The sequence below is a fragment of the Pseudomonas sp. NPDC090208 genome (genome assembly GCF_044746785.1).
GTDB lineage: Bacteria > Pseudomonadota > Gammaproteobacteria > Pseudomonadales > Pseudomonadaceae > Aquipseudomonas.
In genome coordinates this window covers 123,027-143,718 of sequence record NZ_JBIVCU010000008.1, presented here as the reverse complement: position 1 = coordinate 143,718, position 20,692 = coordinate 123,027, and the positions used below count along the sequence as shown (strand labels likewise).

The 20,692-nt window shown below is 63.6% G+C and carries 17 protein-coding genes and 1 pseudogene; 1 reads left to right on the top strand and 17 read right to left on the bottom strand.

Annotation, left to right across the window (positions count from 1 at the left end):
- The first annotated feature begins 20 nt into the window (after positions 1–20).
- Positions 21–1,508, top strand: a complete 1,488-nt coding sequence (locus ACIPL0_RS15360) for an efflux transporter outer membrane subunit (RefSeq protein WP_400598341.1) — start codon at positions 21–23, stop codon at positions 1,506–1,508.
- Between the two features lie 660 nt (positions 1,509–2,168).
- Here the strand turns inward: ACIPL0_RS15360 and phnP are convergent.
- From phnP to mrdA, 17 genes and pseudogenes are all read right to left on the bottom strand, one after another.
- Positions 2,169–2,918 (bottom strand): phosphonate metabolism protein PhnP, encoded by a 750-nt coding sequence (gene phnP / locus ACIPL0_RS15355; protein WP_400598339.1) that lies wholly within the window; start codon positions 2,916–2,918, stop codon positions 2,169–2,171.
- Entirely contained in the window at positions 2,909–3,475 is a 567-nt protein-coding gene (gene phnN, locus ACIPL0_RS15350; protein ID WP_400598338.1) for a phosphonate metabolism protein/1,5-bisphosphokinase (PRPP-forming) PhnN, read from the bottom strand. The genes phnP and phnN overlap by 10 nt, the downstream gene beginning before the upstream one ends.
- On the bottom strand, positions 3,475–4,659 hold the full coding sequence (locus ACIPL0_RS15345; RefSeq protein ID WP_400598337.1) for an alpha-D-ribose 1-methylphosphonate 5-triphosphate diphosphatase: 1,185 nt from the start codon (positions 4,657–4,659) through the stop codon (positions 3,475–3,477). The genes phnN and ACIPL0_RS15345 overlap by 1 nt, the downstream gene beginning before the upstream one ends.
- Positions 4,653–5,384: a phosphonate C-P lyase system protein PhnL gene (gene phnL, locus ACIPL0_RS15340; RefSeq protein WP_400598336.1), complete on the bottom strand. Its 732-nt coding sequence runs from the start codon at positions 5,382–5,384 to the stop codon at positions 4,653–4,655. The genes ACIPL0_RS15345 and phnL overlap by 7 nt, the downstream gene beginning before the upstream one ends.
- Before the next feature lie 34 nt (positions 5,385–5,418).
- Complete coding sequence (gene phnK / locus ACIPL0_RS15335) at positions 5,419–6,234, bottom strand: phosphonate C-P lyase system protein PhnK (RefSeq protein WP_400598335.1); 816 nt, start codon at positions 6,232–6,234, stop codon at positions 5,419–5,421.
- A complete protein-coding gene (locus tag ACIPL0_RS15330) occupies positions 6,231–7,106 on the bottom strand; it encodes an alpha-D-ribose 1-methylphosphonate 5-phosphate C-P-lyase PhnJ (protein ID WP_400598333.1) in 876 nt (291 codons plus the stop codon). The genes phnK and ACIPL0_RS15330 overlap by 4 nt, the downstream gene beginning before the upstream one ends.
- On the bottom strand, positions 7,103–8,176 hold the full coding sequence (locus ACIPL0_RS15325) for a carbon-phosphorus lyase complex subunit PhnI (protein ID WP_400598331.1): 1,074 nt from the start codon (positions 8,174–8,176) through the stop codon (positions 7,103–7,105). Before ACIPL0_RS15325 ends, ACIPL0_RS15330 begins: the two co-directional genes overlap by 4 nt.
- Positions 8,176–8,793, bottom strand: coding sequence for a phosphonate C-P lyase system protein PhnH (gene phnH / locus ACIPL0_RS15320; protein ID WP_400598330.1), 618 nt, complete (start codon positions 8,791–8,793; stop codon positions 8,176–8,178). The genes ACIPL0_RS15325 and phnH overlap by 1 nt, the downstream gene beginning before the upstream one ends.
- A complete protein-coding gene (phnG, locus tag ACIPL0_RS15315) occupies positions 8,793–9,260 on the bottom strand; it encodes a phosphonate C-P lyase system protein PhnG (RefSeq protein ID WP_400598328.1) in 468 nt (155 codons plus the stop codon). Before phnG ends, phnH begins: the two co-directional genes overlap by 1 nt.
- Before the next feature lie 14 nt (positions 9,261–9,274).
- Positions 9,275–9,979, bottom strand: coding sequence for a phosphonate metabolism transcriptional regulator PhnF (phnF, locus tag ACIPL0_RS15310; RefSeq protein ID WP_400598476.1), 705 nt, complete (start codon positions 9,977–9,979; stop codon positions 9,275–9,277).
- Between the two features lie 36 nt (positions 9,980–10,015).
- Complete coding sequence (gene phnE / locus ACIPL0_RS15305; RefSeq protein ID WP_400598327.1) at positions 10,016–10,804, bottom strand: phosphonate ABC transporter, permease protein PhnE; 789 nt, start codon at positions 10,802–10,804, stop codon at positions 10,016–10,018.
- Between the two features lie 70 nt (positions 10,805–10,874).
- A complete protein-coding gene (phnD, locus tag ACIPL0_RS15300; RefSeq protein WP_400598326.1) occupies positions 10,875–11,879 on the bottom strand; it encodes a phosphonate ABC transporter substrate-binding protein in 1,005 nt (334 codons plus the stop codon).
- A 59-nt stretch (positions 11,880–11,938) separates the two neighbouring features.
- Entirely contained in the window at positions 11,939–12,772 is an 834-nt protein-coding gene (gene phnC / locus ACIPL0_RS15295) for a phosphonate ABC transporter ATP-binding protein (protein ID WP_400598325.1), read from the bottom strand.
- Between the two features lie 1,268 nt (positions 12,773–14,040).
- On the bottom strand, positions 14,041–14,805 hold the full coding sequence (locus tag ACIPL0_RS15290; protein ID WP_400598474.1) for a methyl-accepting chemotaxis protein: 765 nt from the start codon (positions 14,803–14,805) through the stop codon (positions 14,041–14,043).
- 93 nt (positions 14,806–14,898) lie between these two features.
- Positions 14,899–15,933: pseudogene (locus ACIPL0_RS15285) on the bottom strand (cache domain-containing protein); the annotation flags it as partial.
- Between the two features lie 267 nt (positions 15,934–16,200).
- The gene (gene poxB / locus ACIPL0_RS15280; protein ID WP_400598324.1) at positions 16,201–17,922 is read right to left on the bottom strand and encodes a ubiquinone-dependent pyruvate dehydrogenase; all 1,722 of its coding nucleotides are present in this window, start codon (positions 17,920–17,922) and stop codon (positions 16,201–16,203) included.
- 265 nt (positions 17,923–18,187) lie between these two features.
- Positions 18,188–20,122 carry a penicillin-binding protein 2 gene (gene mrdA / locus ACIPL0_RS15275; RefSeq protein ID WP_400598323.1) on the bottom strand — a complete coding sequence of 645 codons (1,935 nt, stop codon included), beginning with the start codon at positions 20,120–20,122 and terminating at the stop codon, positions 18,188–18,190.
- Between the last annotated feature and the right edge of the window lie 570 nt (positions 20,123–20,692).

Genomic DNA, 20,692 nt, shown 5'->3' with positions numbered 1-20,692 from the left:
CCCGTTTCGAGGACAGCCCCATGACCACCCTGGCGACTCGTTTCAAACGCACCGGCCTTTTCGCGCTCAGCGCGCTGTTCGTGGCATTGGCAGGCTGTACCGTCGGCCCCGACTACCAGCAGCCGACCAACACCCTGACCGCCGACTACCACAACCAGACCCTGTTGCAGCAGCGCGTCGGCGACACCCCGGCGCCGGCGCTGGACAGCTGGTGGACCGGTTTCAATGACGCCGAACTGAACCGCATCATCCAGCGCGTGCTGGAGCAAAACCTCGATCTGGCGAAGTCTTTCGCCCGTGTCGAACAGGCCCGCGCCGTGGCGCAACAGGCCGGTGCGATACGCTTGCCGCAGGGTTCGCTGGACGGCAAGGCCGTGCGTCAACGGCAGTCCACGGAAAGCGCACAAGGCCAGATCGGCAGCGCGTTCCCCGGCTATGACCGCAACCAGACCCTGGAAACCCTCGGCGTCGGTGCCAGTTGGGAAGCCGACCTGGCCGGTGGCCTGAAGCGCGGCGAAGAAGCGGCCGTCGACGAAGCCCAGGCCGCCGAAGCCAGCCATGTCGGCGTGCGGATTTCCGTGGCCGCCGAAGCGGCGGATGCCTATTTCCGCATCCGTGGCGCGCAGCAGCGGCTCAAGGTCGCGCAGGAACAGGTCGACACCCAGAACAACCTGCTGGATTTGATCAAGGACCGGATGGGCAGCGGCCTGTCCACCAATCGCGAACAGGCCCAGGCCGAAGCGCTGGTGCTGCAGGCCCGCGCCACCCTGCCGCCACTGCGCACTGAACTGGCGACCCAGCTCAACCGCCTCGACGTGTTGATGGGCGCGCAGCCCGGCACCTATGCCAAGGAACTCACGGACAGCCCGCAGCAATACAGCGTGCCGACCATCAGCGATTCCGAAGGCCCGGCCAGCCTGCTGCGCCGTCGCCCTGACGTGATTGCCGCCGAACGCAAGCTGGCGGCGTCCAATGCGCGGATCGGTGCGGCGATCTCCGAGTACTACCCGAAAGTGTCGCTGTCCGGCCTGCTCGGTTTCGACACCGCCCACAGCGGGCAATTGTTTACTTCGGCAGCGTTCCAGCCGCAAGCCATCCTCGGCCTGCACTGGCGGCTGTTCGACTTTGGCCGTGTCGATGCTGAAGTCGCCCAGGCCAAAGGCGCCAACGCCGAAGCCCTGGCTGAATATCGCCAAGTGATGTTGAAAGCCACCGAAGACGTCGAGAACGCCATCGTGACCCTGGTGGAGTTGGAGCAGCAGCGTCAGACCGTGAACGACGAAGTCGCCGCCCACCAGACCGCCCGCGATGCCGCGCAGGATGCCTACAAAGGCGGTGCGGTGAGCCTGGTGGAAGTGCTGGACGAGGACCGTCAGCTGCTGGTATCGCGAGATCAACTGGCGCAACTGCATGCCAATGATGCCCGGGCGGCGGTATCGACCTTCCGCGCGTTAGGTGGGGGTTGGCCGCAGGCAGCTTCGGCCAACGCCAATATGGCGAAACGCTAAGGCTGTACCTGTGGGAGAGAGCTCTGCTCGCGATAGCGGTGGATCTATAACCTATGTGGCGACTGACACTCTGCAATCGCGAGCAGAGCTCCCTCCCACTTTGTTTTGCGGTGTGCCAGCCTAATCTCTGTAGCAGTCCGGCTGCCGTTGATTCTGGCCGCAGGCCGTGGGAGGGATCCGAGTTTACGAGGGTCGCGAAGGCGTCGGTCCAGACAGTCTTGTGTTGACTGAACCGCCGCTTTCGCGAGCAGGGCTCCCTCCCACAGGTTTGGTGGTGTCTACCGGGTTTTGAGCAGACATCACAACCTGTAGCAGTCCGGCTTGCCGGCGGTGAGGACCTTGAAATCGCCACCGCCGGCAAGCCGGACTGCTACGGATCGGTGAATGCCGGCTGCTGTTGATTCTGGCCGCAGGCCGTAGGAGCCGGCTTGCTGGCGAATCGGTAGGGTCAATCACCCTCCATGTCACTGACCCGACGCTTTCGCCAGCAAGCCGGCTCCTACAGGATCGCAGCCAGCCGCAAGTGATATTAACGGCGCGCCCCGTGGGAGGGAGCTCTGCTCGCGAAGGCGGTTTGCCTGTGAAGAATGCGGCGACTGACACAATGCGATATGTGGATGCGGCCCAGAACAAGCGCACCCCTACACGTGTTACAGCGCGTCAAACCACCATCCCGTCCCGTGCTACCGACACATGCTCCGGCAACTCCCCGACATGTTCGATCAACCACCCATCGAGGGTATGGCCGACATGGGTCAGCACTGCCCGCCCCGGTTGCAGCTGCTCGATGATCTGCAACGCCAGGTTGAGGTCGTTATGGTTGCGTGGCACCTGCGGTTGCGGCGGCATGGAGCAGTCGAGGACCAACAGATCCAGCCCCCGCTTTTGCAAATACTCCGTGGTGTCTTGCGGCAGGCCAACGGTATCGGTGAGGTACGCCACCCGCCGTCCTCCACCTTCCAGCAGATAACCCAACGTCAACTTTGAATGCAGCAGCGGCAAGGCGGTGACCATCAGCTCCCCCAGCGCACGGCTTTCAAAGGCGGCAAACGGCTGGCTGAAATCGAGAATCCCCGGGTGCTTGTACAAATCCGACAGCCCTTCTGGATCCGCCGGGCCGTGCACCGGAATCACCAGCCCCTGCCCCCAGCGCAGGTGCAACAGGCCCTGGGCGTGGTCAGCGTGGTAGTGGGTCTGCAGAATGCCGCTGAGGCTGTGCGGCGGGAAGCGTTCGGTGAGGTCCGGCAGGCCGCTGTCGATCAACCAGCGCTGATCGCCCAGTTCCACCAGGGCGCAGCACGGTCGTCGGCGCAGGCGTGGGTCGGCGTGGGCCGCTGCACACGCCTGACACTGACAACCGTAAACCGGCACCTGCCGCGCATCACCCGTCCCCAACAAGGTCAGGCGCATGCGTGCTCCCGGTCGATGCGTTGCAACAGGCGGCTGACGGTTTGCTCCAGCGCACCGGAGTTGTCCAGCAGCATTGCCGAGGGATGATCGGCCAGCAGGTCGTTGGCGAACTGGGCATTGCGCGCCAGCCGCGCCTCGATCTCGCCGGAGGTTTCCCGGTTGCGCGCCAGCAGGCGCCGACGCAACACCACCTGCTCGACATCGAGCAACACCACCAGCAGATCGGGATAACGTGCCCGGGCCTGGGCCAGATGGCCGCGCGACCCGTTGATCAGCACGTCATGCCCGTCCGCGAGCCACAGGTCGATCTCTTGCGGAATGCCGTAATGCAGGCCGTTGGCCGACCAGCTCAGGGCAAACGCGCCCTGAGCCTGCATTTCATTGAAGCGCTCGACGCTGACCGCCTGCGCCGCCTCGCCCACCGCCTCGGCCGAGCGGGTGATGACCCGCCGCACGATACGCACGCCACGCGCGGCCAGAGGCTCGCGCGCAGCATCCAGCAGGCTGTCCTTGCCCGAACCGGAAGGTCCGATGAGATAGATCAACCTGCCTGCCATCAAAACACCCTCTTCGCTTGTCGCCAGACCTGTTGGATGACCGGCAACGTGCCCACGGCACGGGCGTGGATCAGGTCGCCGCGCAGGCCGACGCGGATCTCGCCACGGTCATGCAGCCCCGCCGAACGCGCCGGCGCCAGGCTCACGGTGGTCAGCGCCCGGGCCAGGCCCGCGCCCGTCGTCTGTGAGTTATCGTCTCGCTGCGCGCGTTCCTGTTCAAGCTGTTCACCCAGAGTGAACGCCGCCTGCAGCAGACTGGCGGGATAATAATCGCTGGAGAGGATATCCAGTAGCCCTTCTTTCGCCAGACTGGCCGCCGCGATGTTGCCAGAGTGCGAACCGCCACGGACGATGTTCGGCGCACCCATCAGCACGCTCATGCCCAGACGGCGGCAGGCCTGCGCCGCTTCCAGGGTGGTCGGGAACTCGGCGATGGTCATGCCGTAGCCCGCCGATTCCTCGACGTGGGCGACGGTAGCGTCGTCGTGGCTGGCCACCGACAGACCGCGCTCCAGGCAGATGTCGACGATGGCGCGGCGGTAGCGGTCGCTGTAGATCTTCGAGTTGGCCACCTGTTCAACGATGAACTCGTCCATTTGCTCGGTGCTCAGGTGGTATTTGCCCATGTAGTACTCGCGGTACTTGGACTCCAGGGCGAACTGACGCTGGCCCGGCGAGTGGTCCATGGTCGACACCAGTTGCACCAGCGGTTGTTCCACCAGGTCGCGGAAAACGCTGAGGGTGTCCGGGTGGCAGACTTCGCAGCGCAAGTGCAGGCGGTGCTCGGCACGGGTCATGTCGGCGGCATTGGCCTTGGCGATGGCTTCGACCATGCCCGGCAGTTGCTGCATGCGCTTGCCCTTGGGGTTGACGTCGCCGATGGACAGCGCGTCGAACACCGTGGTGATCCCGGCGGCAATGATCTGCGCGTCATGGCTCATCACCGCCGACGCCGACGGCCAGTCCACACCCGGACGCGGACTGAGGTGTTTTTCCAGGTTATCGGTGTGCAACTCGACCAGCCCCGGCAGCAGATAATCGCCATCCAGATTCTGCGCCTGCGGCAGGTAGCTGACGCCGCGTTGCACGTCACTGATCAGGCCGTCGCGCAGGACCACGGTGCCGGTGAAGACCTGATCGGCGGTGACGACGCGGGCATTGGTCAGGATCTGTTCGTTCAGCATTGCTGCAACTCCTTGGCGGTCAGGTGCTTGTCGTTCTGGGCTTGCGGGGTCATGTCCAGCATGCGGTCGGCGACCGCTTCACGGGCCAGACGGTCGTGGAAGATGCCGATCAGGGCGGCACCGGCCTGTTTCGCTTCGTTGATCAGTTCCAGCACCACCTGGCGGTTGCTGTCGTCCAGCGATGCGGTGGGTTCGTCGAGCAGCATCACCGGCCACGGCACCATGAAGCCGCGGGCGATGTTGACGCGCTGTTGCTCACCGCCGGAGAAGGTGCCCGGCGCCAGTTGCCACAGGCGTTGCGGAATGTTCAGACGGCTCAGCAGGTGTTCGGCACGGGCCTGGGCATCGTCGCGGCTCCAGCCACGGGCCAGCGCCGGCTCCATCACCACGTCCAGGGTCGAGACACGGGGAATCACCCGCAGAAACTGGCTGACGTAGCCCAGGGTCTGCTGACGCACCGCCAGCACATCGCGCGGCACGGCGCCGACCATTTCCAGCCAGTCGCCCTGATGCTGGACGCGAATGCTGCCGCCCGCCGGCAGGTAGTTGCCGTACAGGGTGCGCAGCAAGGTGCTCTTGCCTGCGCCGGAATGTCCGTGCAGCACCAGACACTCGCCGCCGCGCACCGAGAAGTTCAGGCCGCGCAGCACATTCAGCACCACCCCGTTCTGCTGATGCAGGGTGAAGGTTTTCGAGAGGTCACGGACCTCGATCAGCGTGTTCATCAAGCCACTCCAGAAAGTCAGCTTCAAAGTCGGATCAGGGCTGCAAGACCGAGGACACCAGCAGCTGCGAATACGGATGCTGCGGGTCGTCGAGGATCTGGTCGGTCAAGCCGCTTTCCACCACGCGGGAACGGCGCATGACCATCAGGCGGTCGGCCAGCAGACGGGCCACGGCCAGGTCGTGGGTGACGATCACCACCGCCAGGTCCAGCTCGCGGACCAGGCCGCGCATCAGGTCGAGCAGGCGCGCCTGCACCGACACGTCGAGGCCACCGGTGGGCTCGTCCATGAACACCAGACGCGGACCGGACACCAGATTGCGGGCGATCTGCAGACGCTGTTGCATGCCGCCGGAAAAGGTCCGTGGCAGGTCATCGATACGCGCCGGATCGATTTCCACCTGGCTCAGCCAGTCCAGACCGGCCGCACGCAGCTGGCTGTAGTTGCGCATGCCCTGGGCCATCAGCCGCTCGCCGATGTTGGCGCCGGCCGACACCGCCATGCGCAGACCGTCGCGGGGGTTCTGTTCGACGAAACCCCACTCGGTGCGCAACAGGGTGCGGCGCTCGGCTTCACTGGCGCTGTACAAGTCGAGCCAGTGGCCGTCCTTGCCGCGATAATCGATGACGCCGCTGTCCGGCGGGCAACGGCCGCTGAGCAGCGACAGCAGGGTCGACTTGCCCGAGCCGGACTCGCCGACGATGCCCAGCACTTCACCGGGGTACAGCTCGAAACTGACGTCCTGACAGCCCTTTTCCGGGCCGTACAGCTTGCTCAGGCCGTTGACCTTGAGCAGCGGCTGGCTGCGGTCGCTGGCGGTTTCCGGTTGCGCTTTGAAAGCAGCGTTCATTGCCCGTCCCTCCCCTCGTTGACCCGTTGTGCGCAGTAATCGGTGTCCGAGCAGACAAAGCTCTGAGTGCCCTGATCGTCGAGAATCAGCTCGTCGAGGAACGAGTCGTGGCTGCCGCAGATGGCGCAGTTGTGTTCCCATTTCTGCACTTCGAAGGGGTGATCCTCGAAATCCAGGCTGGTCACGCGGGTGTACGGCGGCACCGCATACAGGCGTTTTTCGCGACCGGCGCCGAACAGCATCAGCGCCGGGCTCATGTCCAGTTTCGGGTTGTCGAATTTGGGGATCGGCGACGGGTCCATCACGTAGCGCTCGTCCACCGTCACCGGGTAGGCGTAGGCCGTTGCGATGTGGCCGAAAGTGGCGATGTCTTCGTACAGCTTGACGTGCATCACCCCGTAGTCGTTGAGCGCGTGCATGGTGCGGGTTTCGGTTTCCGACGGCTCGATGAAGCGCAGCGGCTCGGGAATCGGCACCTGAAAGACCATGATCTGGTCCGCATGCAGCGGCGTTTCCGGGATCCGGTGACGGGTCTGGATGATGGTCGCGTCGGGGGTGCGCTCGGTAGTTTCGACGCCGGCAGTGCGGGCGAAGAAACGGCGGATCGACACCGCGTTGGTGGTGTCGTCGGCGCCCTGGTCAATGACCTTGAGCACATCTTCGGCCCCGAGAATCGCCGCGGTCAGTTGCATGCCGCCAGTGCCCCAGCCATACGGCAGTGGCATTTCACGGCCGCCGAAAGGCACCTGATAACCGGGAATCGCCACCGCCTTGAGCAGGCCGCGACGGATCATGCGTTTGGTCTGTTCGTCCAGATAGGCAAAGTTGTACGCCTCATCCCGGGCTGGGCGAGGTTGCAGTGCGGCATTCATTGGGCCTGCTCCTTGGAGGGCTTGCGCAGTTTGCGGATCAGTTCCAGTTCGGCCTGGAAGTCGACGTAGTGCGGCAGTTTCAGGTGCGAGACAAAGCCCGAGGCTTCGACGTTGTCGCAGTGGGCCAGGACGAATTCTTCCTGCTGCGCCGGCGAAGTGATCTCTTCGGCGTACTCGTCGGCACGCAGCGAACGGTCGACCAGCGCCATGCCCATGGCCTTGCGCTCGGCGTGGCCGAACGCCAGGCCGTAGCCGCGGGTGAACTGCGGCAGCTCGGTGGCGGAACCGACGAACTGGTTGACCATTTCGCATTCGGTGACTTCGATGGCGCCGATGGCAATCGGGAAACCCAGCTCTTCCGGCTCGATCCACACCTCGACGTTGCCGACGCGGATTTCCCCGGCGAACGGGTGGTTGCGGCCATAACCGCGCTGGGTCGAATAACCCAGCGCCAGCAGGAAACCTTCGTCGCCACGGGCCAGCGCCTGCAGGCGTTCGGCACGGCTGGCCGGGTACTCCAGCGGCTCGCGGGTGATGTCGGCGACCGGCGCGCCGATGTCGGCTTCTTCCTTGATCAAGCCTTCTTTTGCCAGCAAGCCGAGGACACGGGGGCAGGCTTCGACGGCGGCTTCAGGGTTGCCCTGCGGCCCCGGAAACTCGCCTTCGGCCAGCAGGGTGAAATCCAGCAGGCGGTGGGTGTAGTCAAACGTCGGGCCGAGCAACTGGCCACCGGGCACGTCCTTGAAGGTCGCCGACAGCCGGCGGCTGAGCTGCATGGCCTGGGTGTCGACCGGCAGGCTGGCGCTGAAACGCGGCAGCGTGGTGCGGTAGGCGCGCAGCAGGAAGATCGCTTCGACCAGATCACCGGCCGCCTGCTTGATCGCCAGCGCGGCCAGCTGTTCGTCGTACAGCGAGCCTTCGGTCATGACCCGGGCGACTGCCAGCGGCAATTGCTGACGGATCTGCTCGACGTCGAGTTCGGCCACCGAGGTATCGCCCCGACGTTTCTTCGCCAGCAGCTTGTGAGCGTTGTCGATGGCCTGTTCGCCACCCTTGACGGCAACGTACATCAGACACCTCCCTTGTAGGCGACCTGGGTGCTGCGCGGCAGCCCGATCAGTTCGCTGCCGGCGACAAAGAACACGTCGATGCCGCGTGGAAAGTCGTTGCGCGATTCGCGCTCGTCCCAGAACGCCTCCTGCAGCGGCAGGCTGACGTGGTTCTGGCTTTCGATGCCGGGGCCGCGCCAGGCCAGTTGCCGGCCACCTTGCAGGCTCGGCAGCTGGACCAGCAGCGTGCAGGACTGATCGGGGTAGCGGTCGTTGCCCAGATCGAAGCCGCTGAGGTCATGCAACTGGCTGTCATCGAGCAAGGCGAAACGGGCGTTCTGCCGGTCGCTGACAATCGGGCAGCCGCAGTGAAAGGTCAGGTTGGCGCGAATCGCCTGGGTGTCGAACGCCGGGGCGAGCCACACCGGGGTGTCGATGTCCAGCAGCGCCAGGCACAGGGCGTGGGCCGCCGAGGCCAGGCCTTGCAGGTGCGGCGGGGTCTGCGCCGACGACAGGCTCTGGGCAACACCGGGGCCGGCCAGGGCCTTGAGGGCGGCGCGGAAACTGCGCTGTGAGTCCAGCACCGGGTCGGCGAAGGCAGGCTGCAACAAGGATGCGGATACGAGAGTCGTGCTCATCAGTTTTCTCCTCTGACCAGCGTGAAGAACTCCACTTTGGTCGCGGCGGTTTCGGCTTGTTGTTGGGCCCGGCGCAGGGCCTGATTGCGCGCCAGCGGTTCGATCAATTCGTTGAGCCAGTGCGCTTGCTGGGCGCCCTGCAGGTGAGCGTCGGCCAAGGCGGCCAGTTCGGCGTGGGCCTTGTCGCGCCCGGCCAGGTAGCTGTAGCCGGTGCGACCGTCGGCCAGGCGCACCACGCAACGGGTCACGCTCATTTCGCCGAGGTTGAACGGCGCACCGCTGCCACCCATGCGGCCACGGACCAGGGCCATGCCGATTTCCGGGGCGCGGATCAGCTGGTATTCGGCGTCGCGCAGGGCGGCTTCGTGGGCTTGCAGTTCGTCGCGCTGGCTGTGCGCCAGGACGCCGATCCAGCGCTGGCGAGCGGCCTGTTCGGCCGGCAGTGAGGTTGCGGATGTAGCAGTCATCGAAGACATCTCCATCAGGTCACGATCTGGTACTGGAAGCGGTCCGAACGGCTGGTGGAATGGGCAATCTCCACCGGGCGGCCGTCGGCATCGCGGGAAAGGGTCAGCACGGTCAGCGCCGGCAGATGGCGGGGCATCAGCAGCACGCTGGCCTCTTCCCGGCTGGGCAGGCGCGCGCCGATCAGGCTGAAGGTGCGGGTCAGCGGCAGGTCGCGGGCCGACAGGTACTGGCGCACCGAACCGCTCTTGTAGTCGGCGAGGATCGGCGCGCGGCTGGCGCAATAGCGGTGGCGGATCAGGCTCACCGGCTGGCCGTCGAGGCGGCGCAGGGTCTGCAGTTCGATCAACGGCGCGTGTTCTTCCAGGCCCAGGTGCTCGGCCTCTTCGCGGGTGGCGGTGCACTGGCGGCGTTGCAGCAGCACCGCCTCGACACCGTGGCCCAGGGCCGACAGCGACTGGCTGTAGGCGCTTTCGGCGGCCACCGGGTAGACCAGCGGCCGGCCCAGCACCTGAGTGCCCTTGCCCTGCCGACGCAGCAGGCTGCCTTCACGCACCAGTTCGTCGATGGCACGGCGCACGGTGTGGCGGTTGACTTCAAAACGCGCCGCCAGTTGGGTTTCCGCGGGCAGGTACTCGCCGGCGGTGTAGCGGATCAGCTCGTTGCGCAGGGTATCCGCCAGTTCGCGGTATACGGGTTCGGCTTGTCTAGACAACTGCATGGCTAAAAAAAGGGTTTGCACCCTCTCCTGTCAAAGTCAGATGAACTGCTTGCGCAGACGCTGGGAGAAGATGTCGATGACGCTCACCACCACGATGATCACCAGCAACACCGAGCAGGTCTGGGTGAACTGGAAGGCGCGGATGTTTTCCCAGAGGATCACGCCGATGCCGCCGGCTCCGACCATGCCGACCACCGTGGCCGAACGGACGTTGGACTCGAAGCGGTACAGCGCATAGGAAATCCACAGCGGCATGACTTGCGGGATGACCCCGAAGATCACTTCCTGCATCGCGCTGGCACCGGTGGCACGCACACCTTCGACCGGACCTGGATCGATGGCTTCCACCGCTTCGGCGAACAGCTTGGAGAGCACGCCGGTGGTGCTGATCCACAACGCCAGGACACCGGCGAACGGGCCCAGGCCGACAGCCACCACGAACAGCATGGCGAAAACCATTTCGTTGATGGAGCGGAAGGCGTCCATGCAGCGACGCAGCGGTTGATGAATCCACCACGGGGTGATGTTTTCAGCGCAGAGGATGCCCAGCGGCACCGAGCAGACGATAGCCAGCAGCGTGCCCCACAGGGCGATCTGCACGGTGACGACCATTTCCTTGAGGTAGGCGCGCCATTCGTGGAAATCAGGCGGGAAGAAATCGGCGGCGAAGGTGGCCATGTTGCCGGCGTCACGGTACAGCGCCAGCGGGTTCATCTCGGCGCCATGCCAGGCCCAGGCCATCATGGCGAGGAACAGGCCCCAGCCCATGTACTGCGGCCAGGTGCGTTTGCCGACGGCGTCGGCGTAGACAGCTTGAGTGCTCATCACAGGTTCCCGATATCGCTACGTGAAGGACAGGCGCGGTGCAGGCAGTGCACCGCGCCCTGTCAGTCGGTCAGCCCGCCTTGGCGGTGTTCTGCTTTTCCAGCTCCGAGATGCGGTCCTGCAGCTTGGTCAGGCCGGCCTCGATCTCTTTGAGCTTCGCCGCTTTTTCGTCAGCGCTGAGGCTGGTGCTGGCAGTGGTTTCGGTCTTCTGCTTGAACAGTTCCAGTTGGCGGATGGTCAGCAGTTGGTCATCCGAGGACTTGAGGAACTTGCCCATCTGCATGTTCTTCAGCACGGTCTTTTCTTCGTCGGTGTCGCCGTAGTTGGCGAAGAAATCGCGGATCTTGTTCTTGGTCGCGTCAGACATGCCCTTGCGCCAGACCATCGGGTCGGCCGGGATGATCGGCGACTTCCAGATCACCTTGAGCATGGCCGCCTTGTCCGGCTGGGTGACTTCCAGACGGTCCCAGCTTTCGGTGTTGAAGGTGGCGACGTCCAGCTGGCCCTTGGCGACGCTCAGCGCGTTGACTTCGTGGCTGGAGTTCAGGGTGCGCTTGAAAGCGGTGGCAGCGTCGACGTTGTTCTTGGCGAACACGTAGTAGCCCGGCACCAGGTAGCCGGAGGTGGAGTTCGGGTCACCGTTGCCGAAGGTCAGTTCCTTGGCGTGTTTGAACATGTCGTCGATGTTGTTGATCGGACTGTCCTTGCGCGCAATGATCACGCTCCAGTAACCCGGCGCGCCGTTGGCGGCGGCAGTTTGGGCGAAGATTTCGCCGCCGGAACGGTCCACCGCTTCCATGGCGGCCTTGTTGCCCAGCCAGGCCACGTCGACCTTGTTGAAGCGCATGCCCTGGATCAGGCCGGCGTAGTCGGAAGCGAATGTGGCGTTGACTTTCAGGCCGGTCTTTTTCGACATGTCGTCGATGAACGGTTGCCAGATGCTTTTCAGGTTCTGCGACGACTCGGTGGACATGATGCCGAAGTTGATGGCGTTGTCGTCTGCCTGCGCGGTGCCCGTCAGGCAACCGGCGATTACAGCGGCGGACGCGAACACGCGACCGATACGGTTCAACATGGAGAGCTCCTGGAACTGAGGTGGGTTGTGTTGTCTGGGGTAGCCGAGCGGTCGAGCACTCAGGCTCGCGCCATGACCAGTTGAGTCGGCCGGGCGGCGCTGCGGCCCTGATCGGCGAACATCAGGCTGGCGTCGGCATCGGCGCCGTAGAGGTCGTTGAGGAACTGGCTGCTGAGGTCGGCGCCCTGCCCGTCGAAATGAATGCGGCCACCCTTGAGGGCCACGGCACGCGGGCAATAACGCACGGCGTAATCAACCTGATGCAGGGTGACGACCACGGTCTTGCCGTCGCGGCGGTTGATGTCGGCGAGGATTTCCATGACCTTGCGCGCCGATTCCGGGTCCAGCGAGGCAATCGGCTCGTCGGCCAGGATCACTTCGGCCTGCTGGGTCAAGGCACGGGCAATCGCCACGCGCTGCTGCTGGCCGCCGGACAGGGTCGAAGCGCGCTGCTGGGCGAAGTCGGCCAGGCCGACTCGGTCCAGGTTGACCATGGCGCGGGCTTTTTCTTCGGCACTGAACATGCCCAGGCTGCCACGCCAGCGCGGCATGCGACCCAGGCAACCGAGCAGGACGTTGTCCAGCACGCTGAGGCGGTTGACCAGATTGAATTGCTGAAAGATGTAGCCGATGTCGGCGCGCAGACGGCGCACTTCGCCGTTGAGACGGCCCGAGGCCTGCACTTCGCGGCCCAGTACGCGGACGCTCCCGCCATTGCTGCGGTCGCAGCAGGCCAGGCCCGCCAGATGACGCAACAGGGTGGATTTACCCGAACCGGATGCGCCGATCAGCGCCACCATTTCTCCGGGTTGTATAGACAATGCAAGGTCAACCAGAGCGGTTTTGCGTGCAAACGTCTTGTTCAAACGGTCGACTTGGATGGCTGCGTTCATGGGCTTCTCTAATCGTCTGATTCCGGCGTCCTGCCAGGGGTGAATGTTCGGCCGCACGACCGTCCATGGCCGCCGGGTTGCGAGTGACATTAGAGAGCGGGTGTGGCAGTTCGATGAATCGAAAGTGAACGTGCGATAACAGTTCGTTGACGGTTTGAAGGCCTATTTTTCGCTGATTTTGTCGACATGTTTGCCGAAAACGCCGGTTTAGGGCGGGTGCAGGATAGACAAGTTCAACGGGGTGATGCGAGAGGTGTAACGCGGGTGAAACGGTGGAACTGAGCGATGCACTTGATCGCGGTCATTCAGGTAACGATGCAGTGCCCGGGCTGACGCCATCGCGAGCAGAGCTCCCTCCCACAGGATGTGTGTCGTTTGACGGATGTCGGCCAGACGCCACCTCCCTTGTAGGAGCCAGCTTGCCTGCGATGGCGGTCACTCAGGTAACGATGCAGTGCCCGGGCTGACGCCTTCGCGAGCAGGGCTCCCTCCCACAGGATGTGTGTCGTCTGGTGGATTTCGGCCAGACAACACAAGCCCTATAGGAGCTGGCTTGCCTGCGATGGCGGTTGTTCAGGCAATGTGCAGTGTCCGGGCTGACGCCTTCGCGAGCAGGGCTCCCTCCCACAGGATGCGTGTCGTCTGGTGGATTTCGGGCAGACGCCACCTCCCTTGTAGGAGCTGGCTTGCCTGCGATGGCGGTCGTTCAGGTAACGATGCAGTGTCAGGACGGACGCCTTCGCGAGCAGGGCTCCCTCCCACAGGATGTGTGTCGTCTGGTGGATTTCGGCCAGACAACACAAGCCCCTGTAGGAGCTGGCTTGCCTGCGATGGCGGTCGTTCAGGCAACGATGCAGTGTCAGGACGGACGCCTTCGCGAGCAGGGCTCCCTCCCACAGGGCTTGCGTCGCTTGATGGATTTCGGCCAGACAACACAAGCCCCTGTAGGAGCTGGCTTGCCTGCGATGGCGGTCGTTCAGGCAATGTGCAGTGTCCGGGCTGACGCCTTCGCGAGCAGGGCTCCCTCCCACAGGATGTGTGTCGTCTGGTGGATTTCGGGCAGACGCCACCTCCCTTGTAAGAGCTGGCTTGTCCTGCGAGCGGCTGCGCAGCAGTCGTAAAATCGGTAAACGCGGTTTATCAGGCAAACCGCGTGCACAGGTTTTACGACGACTCCGTCGTCGGTCGCAGGACAAGCCAGCTCCTACAGGGGATCGCGTCTGTCCAGGGGCGGTGGCAGCCTTTTGGCCACCACCGCCGGGAACGCATTAAATGCGGAAGGTGCCGACCAGATGCTGCAGGCGTGCTGTCTGGTGTTCGAGGTGGGAGCAGGCGTCCAGGGTCGAGCGCAGGTTGTCGACGCCTTCCTGGTTGAGGGTGTTGATTTCGGTGATGTCGACGTTGATCGACTCGACCACGGCGGTCTGTTCTTCGGTGGCGGTGGCGACCGACTGGTTCATGCCGTCGATTTCGCCGATGCGCCGGGTCACGCTGTTCAGGCGTTCACCCGCCTGGTTGGCAATGGTCACGCTGCTTTCGCTCTGGCGTTGGCTTTCGGTCATGTTGGCCACCGCATCGCGGGCACCGACCTGCAACTCTTCGATCATGCCCTGTACTTGCTGCGCCGAGTCCTGGGTACGGTGCGCCAGGTTGCGCACTTCGTCGGCGACCACGGCAAACCCGCGCCCCGCCTCGCCAGCGCGCGCGGCCTCGATGGCGGCGTTGAGCGCCAGCAGGTTGGTCTGCTGGGAAATGCCGCTGATCACTTCGAGGATCTGACCGATATTGGCGGTCTTGGCGTTCAGGGTTTCGATGTTCAGGCACGATTCGCTGATCTTGTCCGACAGCTGATTCATCGCCTTGATGGTCTGGGTGACCACGCCCTGCCCTTCGCTGGCAAGCTGGGTCGCTTCGCTGGAGTGCTGCGAAGCCAGCGCAGCGTTCTGGGCGATTTCCTGCGCGGCGGCGCCCAGTTGATTGATCGCTGCAGCCACGCTGCTGGTACGGCTGCTCTGCTGATCGGAGTTGCCCATCGACGAGTTCGAGGCGCCGACCACACGGGCCGCCACTTCGCCAAGCTGACCGGCGGTGGACGCCACTTCGCGGATCGAACCGTGAATACGCTCGACGAAGCGGTTGAACGACAGCGCCAGCGCGCCGAACTCGTCGCGGGAGACGACCGACAGACGCTTGGTCAGGTCGCCTTCGCCGTCGGCGATGTCCTGCATGGCACGGCCCATCTGGTGCAGCGGCTGCATCAGCACGCGGATCAACAGACCGAGCAGCAGCATGATGATCGCCACCGCGATGACCATGGCGGTGATCGCAGAGGAGCGGAATTCACTGAGCATCGAGTACGCCGCGTCGCGGTCCAGCACCAGCGCCACGTACCAGTTGGCGGAGGACAGGCCGTCGACCTTGGTGAAGGAGATGAACTGCGCCTTGCCGCCAGACTCGATCTCGCTCACGCCCGGCGCGATTTTCGGCGCACCATTGGGGTAAGCCTCGCTGACGTTCTTGAGGATCAGTTTGCTGTCCGGGTGAATCAGGATCTTGCCGTCGGCACTGACGATGTACGCATAGCCGTGGCCGCCGAAGTTCAGCGAGTTGATGGTTTTGGTGATGACGTCCAGCGCCATGTCTGCGCCGGCCACGCCGATCATCTGGCCCTGCTGGCGCACTGGCGTGGCGAGGGTCACCACCAGTTTGCCGGAGGACGCCGAGATATACGGCTCGGTCACGATGGTGCCCTGGGCGGCGTCCACGGCCTTGTACCAACCGCGGGCACGCGGGTCGTAGTCAGCGGCGCGGTTACCCGTCGGCACCGAGAACATGAAGCCGTCCTTGCCGCCGAAGTAGCTCAGTTGAAAATTGTCGGCATACACCGGCAGGCCGATGGCGTGCTGCAGGCTGGTCGGTGCCGGGCCGTCGACGGCGATCTGTTGCGCCATCGAATGCAGCAACTGGGTGCGGCTGTCCAGCCAGGTCTGAATGTTCTGCGTGGTCAGACTGCCCAACTGTTGCAGTTCGGTGTCGACGTTGCTCTTCAGCGTTTGCCGTTGACGCACATCGTTGACCAGAATGAAACAGGAGAAAGCAACTACAACTATCAATGCAGCGGCCAGCAGGATCTTTCTGCTGAAGCCCAGACTTTTGATCATACGATTGTGTCCATAACCAATGATGACAGCGACGGAGATGCGTAGCCGGTAGGCGCGCGCTGCGCTTTGTACGGATTCGTACGAAGAAAGGGAAGACGCGGGCCGAAATATACTTCGGCCGCGCTTGAGGATTGTTTAGACCGATTATCGGTAAAAAGCCTTTACCGATTTGGACAAGCAGTTAGTTGATGAGAAATGTTTAAACATTCATCTAAGCATGTTTAACCGGGATCCAATTATTAAACGTTTTATACGCACACCCGGCCCTCAGCGAAAATTGGTCTTTGCCAGCTCCAGCACCTGATCGGCCTTGCCATTCATCACCGCCTTGAGCATAAACAGACTGAAGCCCTTGGCTTGGGCCAGCTTGATTTTAGGTGGCAGGCCCAGTTCCTGTTTCGCCGTGACCACGTCCAGCAGCACGGGGCCCGGGTGATCGAAGGCTTTTTTCAGAGCGTTGGGCAACTCGGCCGAGTCTTCCACACGGATGCCCAGAATCCCCGCGCCGATGGCGATGTTGGCGAAACTGGTGCTGTGCAGGTCGGTGTCATGGGGCACGTAGCCGCCGGCCTGCATTTCCATGGCGACGAAGCCCAGCGAGCTGTTGTTAAACACCACCAGTTTGATCGGCAGGTTGAGCTGGCGAATGGTCAAGAGATCGCCCAGCAGCATCGACAGGCCGCCATCGCCGCACAGCGCCACCACCTGACGCTGGGGAAATGCCGCCTTGGCGCCGAGAGCCTGGGGCATGGCGTTGGCCATCGAGCCGTGGTTGAACGAACCCAGCAGCGAACGCTGGCCGTTCATGGTCAGGTAACGCGCCGCCCACAGGGTCGGCGTGCCGACATCGACGGTGAAGATCGCATCCGGGTCGGCATAGGCATCGACCATGCGCGTCAGGTATTGCGGGTGGATCGGCTCGCCATGGGCCGAGGGTGTGGCCAGTTCGTCCAGTTCTTCACGGGTTTTCGCGTAGTGATCCAGCGCCTTGTCGAGGAACTTGCGGTCGGTGCGGCCCTTGAGCCGTGGCAATAGCGCGATCAGGGTTTCGGCGATGCCGCCAGTCAGGCCCAGGGTCAGCGGTACGCGCCGGCCCAGCGCCGCCGGGTCGATGTCGATCTGGATGACCTTGGCTTTGTCCGGGTAGAAATTGCGGTAGGGAAAGCTACTGCCAAGGATCAGCAGCGTGTCGCAGTTGAGCATCGCGTAATAGCCAGAGCTGAAGCCGATCAATCCGGTCATGCCGACGTCGAACGGGTTGGCGTATTCGATGTACTGCTTGCCGCGCAGGGCGTGGACCACCGGCGCTGCGAGCTTTTCCGCCAGCGCCACCACCTGATCGTGGGCATCGGCGCAGCCGGCGCCGCAGAGCAGCGTCACCGATTTCGACTTGTCGAGAATCTCGACCAGCTTGAGCAAGTCCGCCTCGGCCGGAATCACCCGTGCCGGCACAGGTTCGACCCAGGCCGGTTTGGCTTCGGGTGCCGGGCTCAAGGCGACATCGCCGGGAATCACGATCACCGCCACGCCGCGCTGGCTGATGGCGGCGCGCATCGCCCGCTCCAGCACGCGGGGAAACTGCTCGGCGCTGCTGATGGCCTCGACGAAGTGGCTGCACTCCTTGAACAGGTCGGTGGGATGGGTTTCCTGGAAGTAGTTCAGGCCGATCTCGGACGAGGGAATCTGTGCGGCGATCGCCAACACCGGCACGCGGCTGCGGTGGCAATCGTACAGACCGTTGATCAAGTGCAGGTTGCCCGGCCCGCAGCTGCCGGCGCACACCGCCAGCTTGCCGGTGGATGCCGCTTCGGCGCCGGCGGCAAAGGCCGCAACCTCTTCGTGGCGGGTGTGCATCCAGCGGATCGTGCCCAACCGCTCCAGGCTGTCGGTCAGGCCGTTGAGGCTGTCGCCACTGACGCCCCATATTTTCGAGACGCCTGCGGCGGCGAGGGTGTGCGCAAGGTAGTCGGCAAGGGTTCTGCTGGACATGGGCGGTTTCCTGGTCGATTCAAAAGTCGCGCACGCCACTTTGACGATGACGCGCATGGTTTCAAATCGACCCGTGTCGCCGGGGACAGTTCAGTGCATGTGTCGCACAGTCTGGCAACTGTCCGGCTGACGCCGCCATTGGCAGGCCGAGCGTATTACCCTGTGGGAGGGAGCTCTGCTCGCGAAGGCGTCAGATCAGACCATTCAGCATCGACTGACCCACCGCTTTCGCGAGCAGAGCTCCCTCCCACAGGTATCGTAGGCCTCACACCGACGGCTGCACCACCGGCTTGCTTGGCGCGGCGATCTGCACTTTCGGATTGACCGGTGGCGCATTCGGCGTGGCGTATTGCTGCTTCAGGTGGCCGTTTTCATCCAGCAGCCAGGCATCAAGAATCTGCCGCACCACAGGACCGGCCACGCGCCCGCCCGCCTCGCCGTTTTCGATCATCACCGCCACGGCGATCTTCGGGTTGGCGGCCGGGGCAAAGCCGACGAACAAGGCGTTGTCGCGATGGCGTTCGAGGGTCTTGTCACGGTTGTAGCGCTCGCCCTGCTTGATCGCCACCACCTGCGCGGTACCACTCTTGCCGGCGATGCGGTATTGCGCGCCTTCCGCCGCCGCACGGGCGATGCCGCGCGGGTCGTGCATCACCGACTGCATGCCACTGTTGACCTGATCCCACTCGCGCGGGTCGCGCAGCACGATGTTGGGCATCGGATGCTCGTCGACGGGTGCGACCCCGCCGATGTCCCGGGCCAGGTGCGGACGGTTCCACACGCCCTTGTTGGCGATCAGCGCGGTGGCCTGGGCCAGTTGCAGCGGCGTGACCTGCATGTAGCCCTGGCCGATGCCGAGAATCACCGTTTCGCCGGGGAACCACGCCTGACGGCGAGTAATGCGCTTCCATTCCTTGGACGGCATCAGACCCGCGGACTCCTCAAACATGTCCAGCGAGACCTTCTGGCCGATGCCGAACATGGTCAGGTAATCGTGCAGACGGTCGATGCCCAGCTTGTGCGCCAAATCATAGAAATAGGTGTCGTTGGAACGCATGATCGCCGCGTTGAGATCGACCCAGCCGTCACCGCTGTGGTTCCAGTTGCGGTATTTGTGGTCGAAGTCCGGCAGTTGGAAGTAACCGGGGTCAAAGACGCGGGTGGACGGAGTGATGATGCCGCTGTCGAGCCCGGCAATCGCCACTTCCGGCTTGATCGTCGAACCCGGCGCATACAACCCGCGCAGCACACGGTTGAACAGCGGCCGGTCGACCGAATCGCGCAGCGCCGAATATTCCTTGAAGCTGATGCCGGTGACGAACAGGTTGGGGTCGAAGCTCGGCTTGCTGACCATCGCCAGCACTTCGCCGGTGGCCGGGTCGATGGCGACCACCGAACCACGACGGTCGCCGAGGGCGTTTTCGGCGGCCTCTTGCAGTTTGATGTCCAGGCTCAAGGTGATGCTTTTGCCCGCCACCGGATCGGTGTGTTTGAGCACACGCAGGACGCGGCCCTGGGCGTTGGTTTCCACTTCTTCGTAGCCAACGTGGCCGTGCAGTTCGTTTTCGTAGAAGCGTTCGATGCCGGTCTTGCCGATGGACTGGGTGCCGCGGTATTCGACCTGGTCCAGCTGGGTCGCTTCTTTTTCGTTGATCCGCCCGACGTAACCGATGGAATGGGCGAAATGTTCGGCCAGCGGGTAATGCCGGACGAATTGCGCCTCGACGTCCAGCCCCGGCAGACGGAACTGGTTCACCGCCAGCAGGGCGATCTGTTCTTCGGTCAGTTCGTAGAGCAGCGTTACCGGCACGAAACGGTGCGGCGAGTTCTTCATCGCCTTGTCGAAGATGATGCGGTCTTCATCGGGCAGGTTGAGGATCTGCATCAAGGTGTCGATGACTGCATGCCAGTCGCCGGCACGTTCGCGGGTCATGGTCAGGTTGAAGCTGGGCCGGTTGTCGGCGAGGATCACGCCGTTGCGGTCGTAGATCAGCCCGCGTTCGGGCGGAATCGGCAAGACATGGACGCGGTTGTTTTCGGAGATGGTCGAGTGATAGGCGAATTCGACGACCTGCAGGATGTACAGCCGGGAGACCAGCGCGATGCTGAGCAGAATCACGAACAAGGCGCAGGCAATCAAGCGTCGATTGACCAGCCGGGTTTCTTTTTCGTGATCCTTCAAGGGTATGGGATCGGGCATTTCTACAGCTACTCGGTGAAGATGTGAACGGTGCAGATAGCGTCCGCGTGAGGTGATCAGGACGCAAATGGCGTGCACGATACCAACGTTCGGCACCGGGTCTTCATGAAAATCCTGTCATGTTGCTGGAAACCGACCGATAGCAGGCTGGAGATTGCGTGTCACACGCGATGCCTGCGGGAGCTGGCGGCACGTTGCGCGGACCTTGTAGGAGCTGGCTTGCCCTGCGACCGGCGACGAAGTCGTCGTAAAACCTGTGTCCTTGGCTTGTCTGACACTCCGCCCAGTCTGCTAACGCAGCCCCGTTTCGCCTGGCGGCGAGTTACTTGGAAAAGCCCCAAGTAACCAAGGGCTCTTATCCCCGCCATACGGCATCTCGCCTAGGCTCGATGTACCCGCACTCCGGCAATGCTCCGTGGGCCCGCCGCGAATGGGCCATCCATGGCCCACGCGGCTCTCGCGGCATCCATGCCGCTCGGCGCCACTCCACATCGCCTGCGTTCGGCCTTCTGGAACGGGGCCCCAGATCAAAATCAAAAACCAGATCAAAAGCCGGCGAAACACACACTC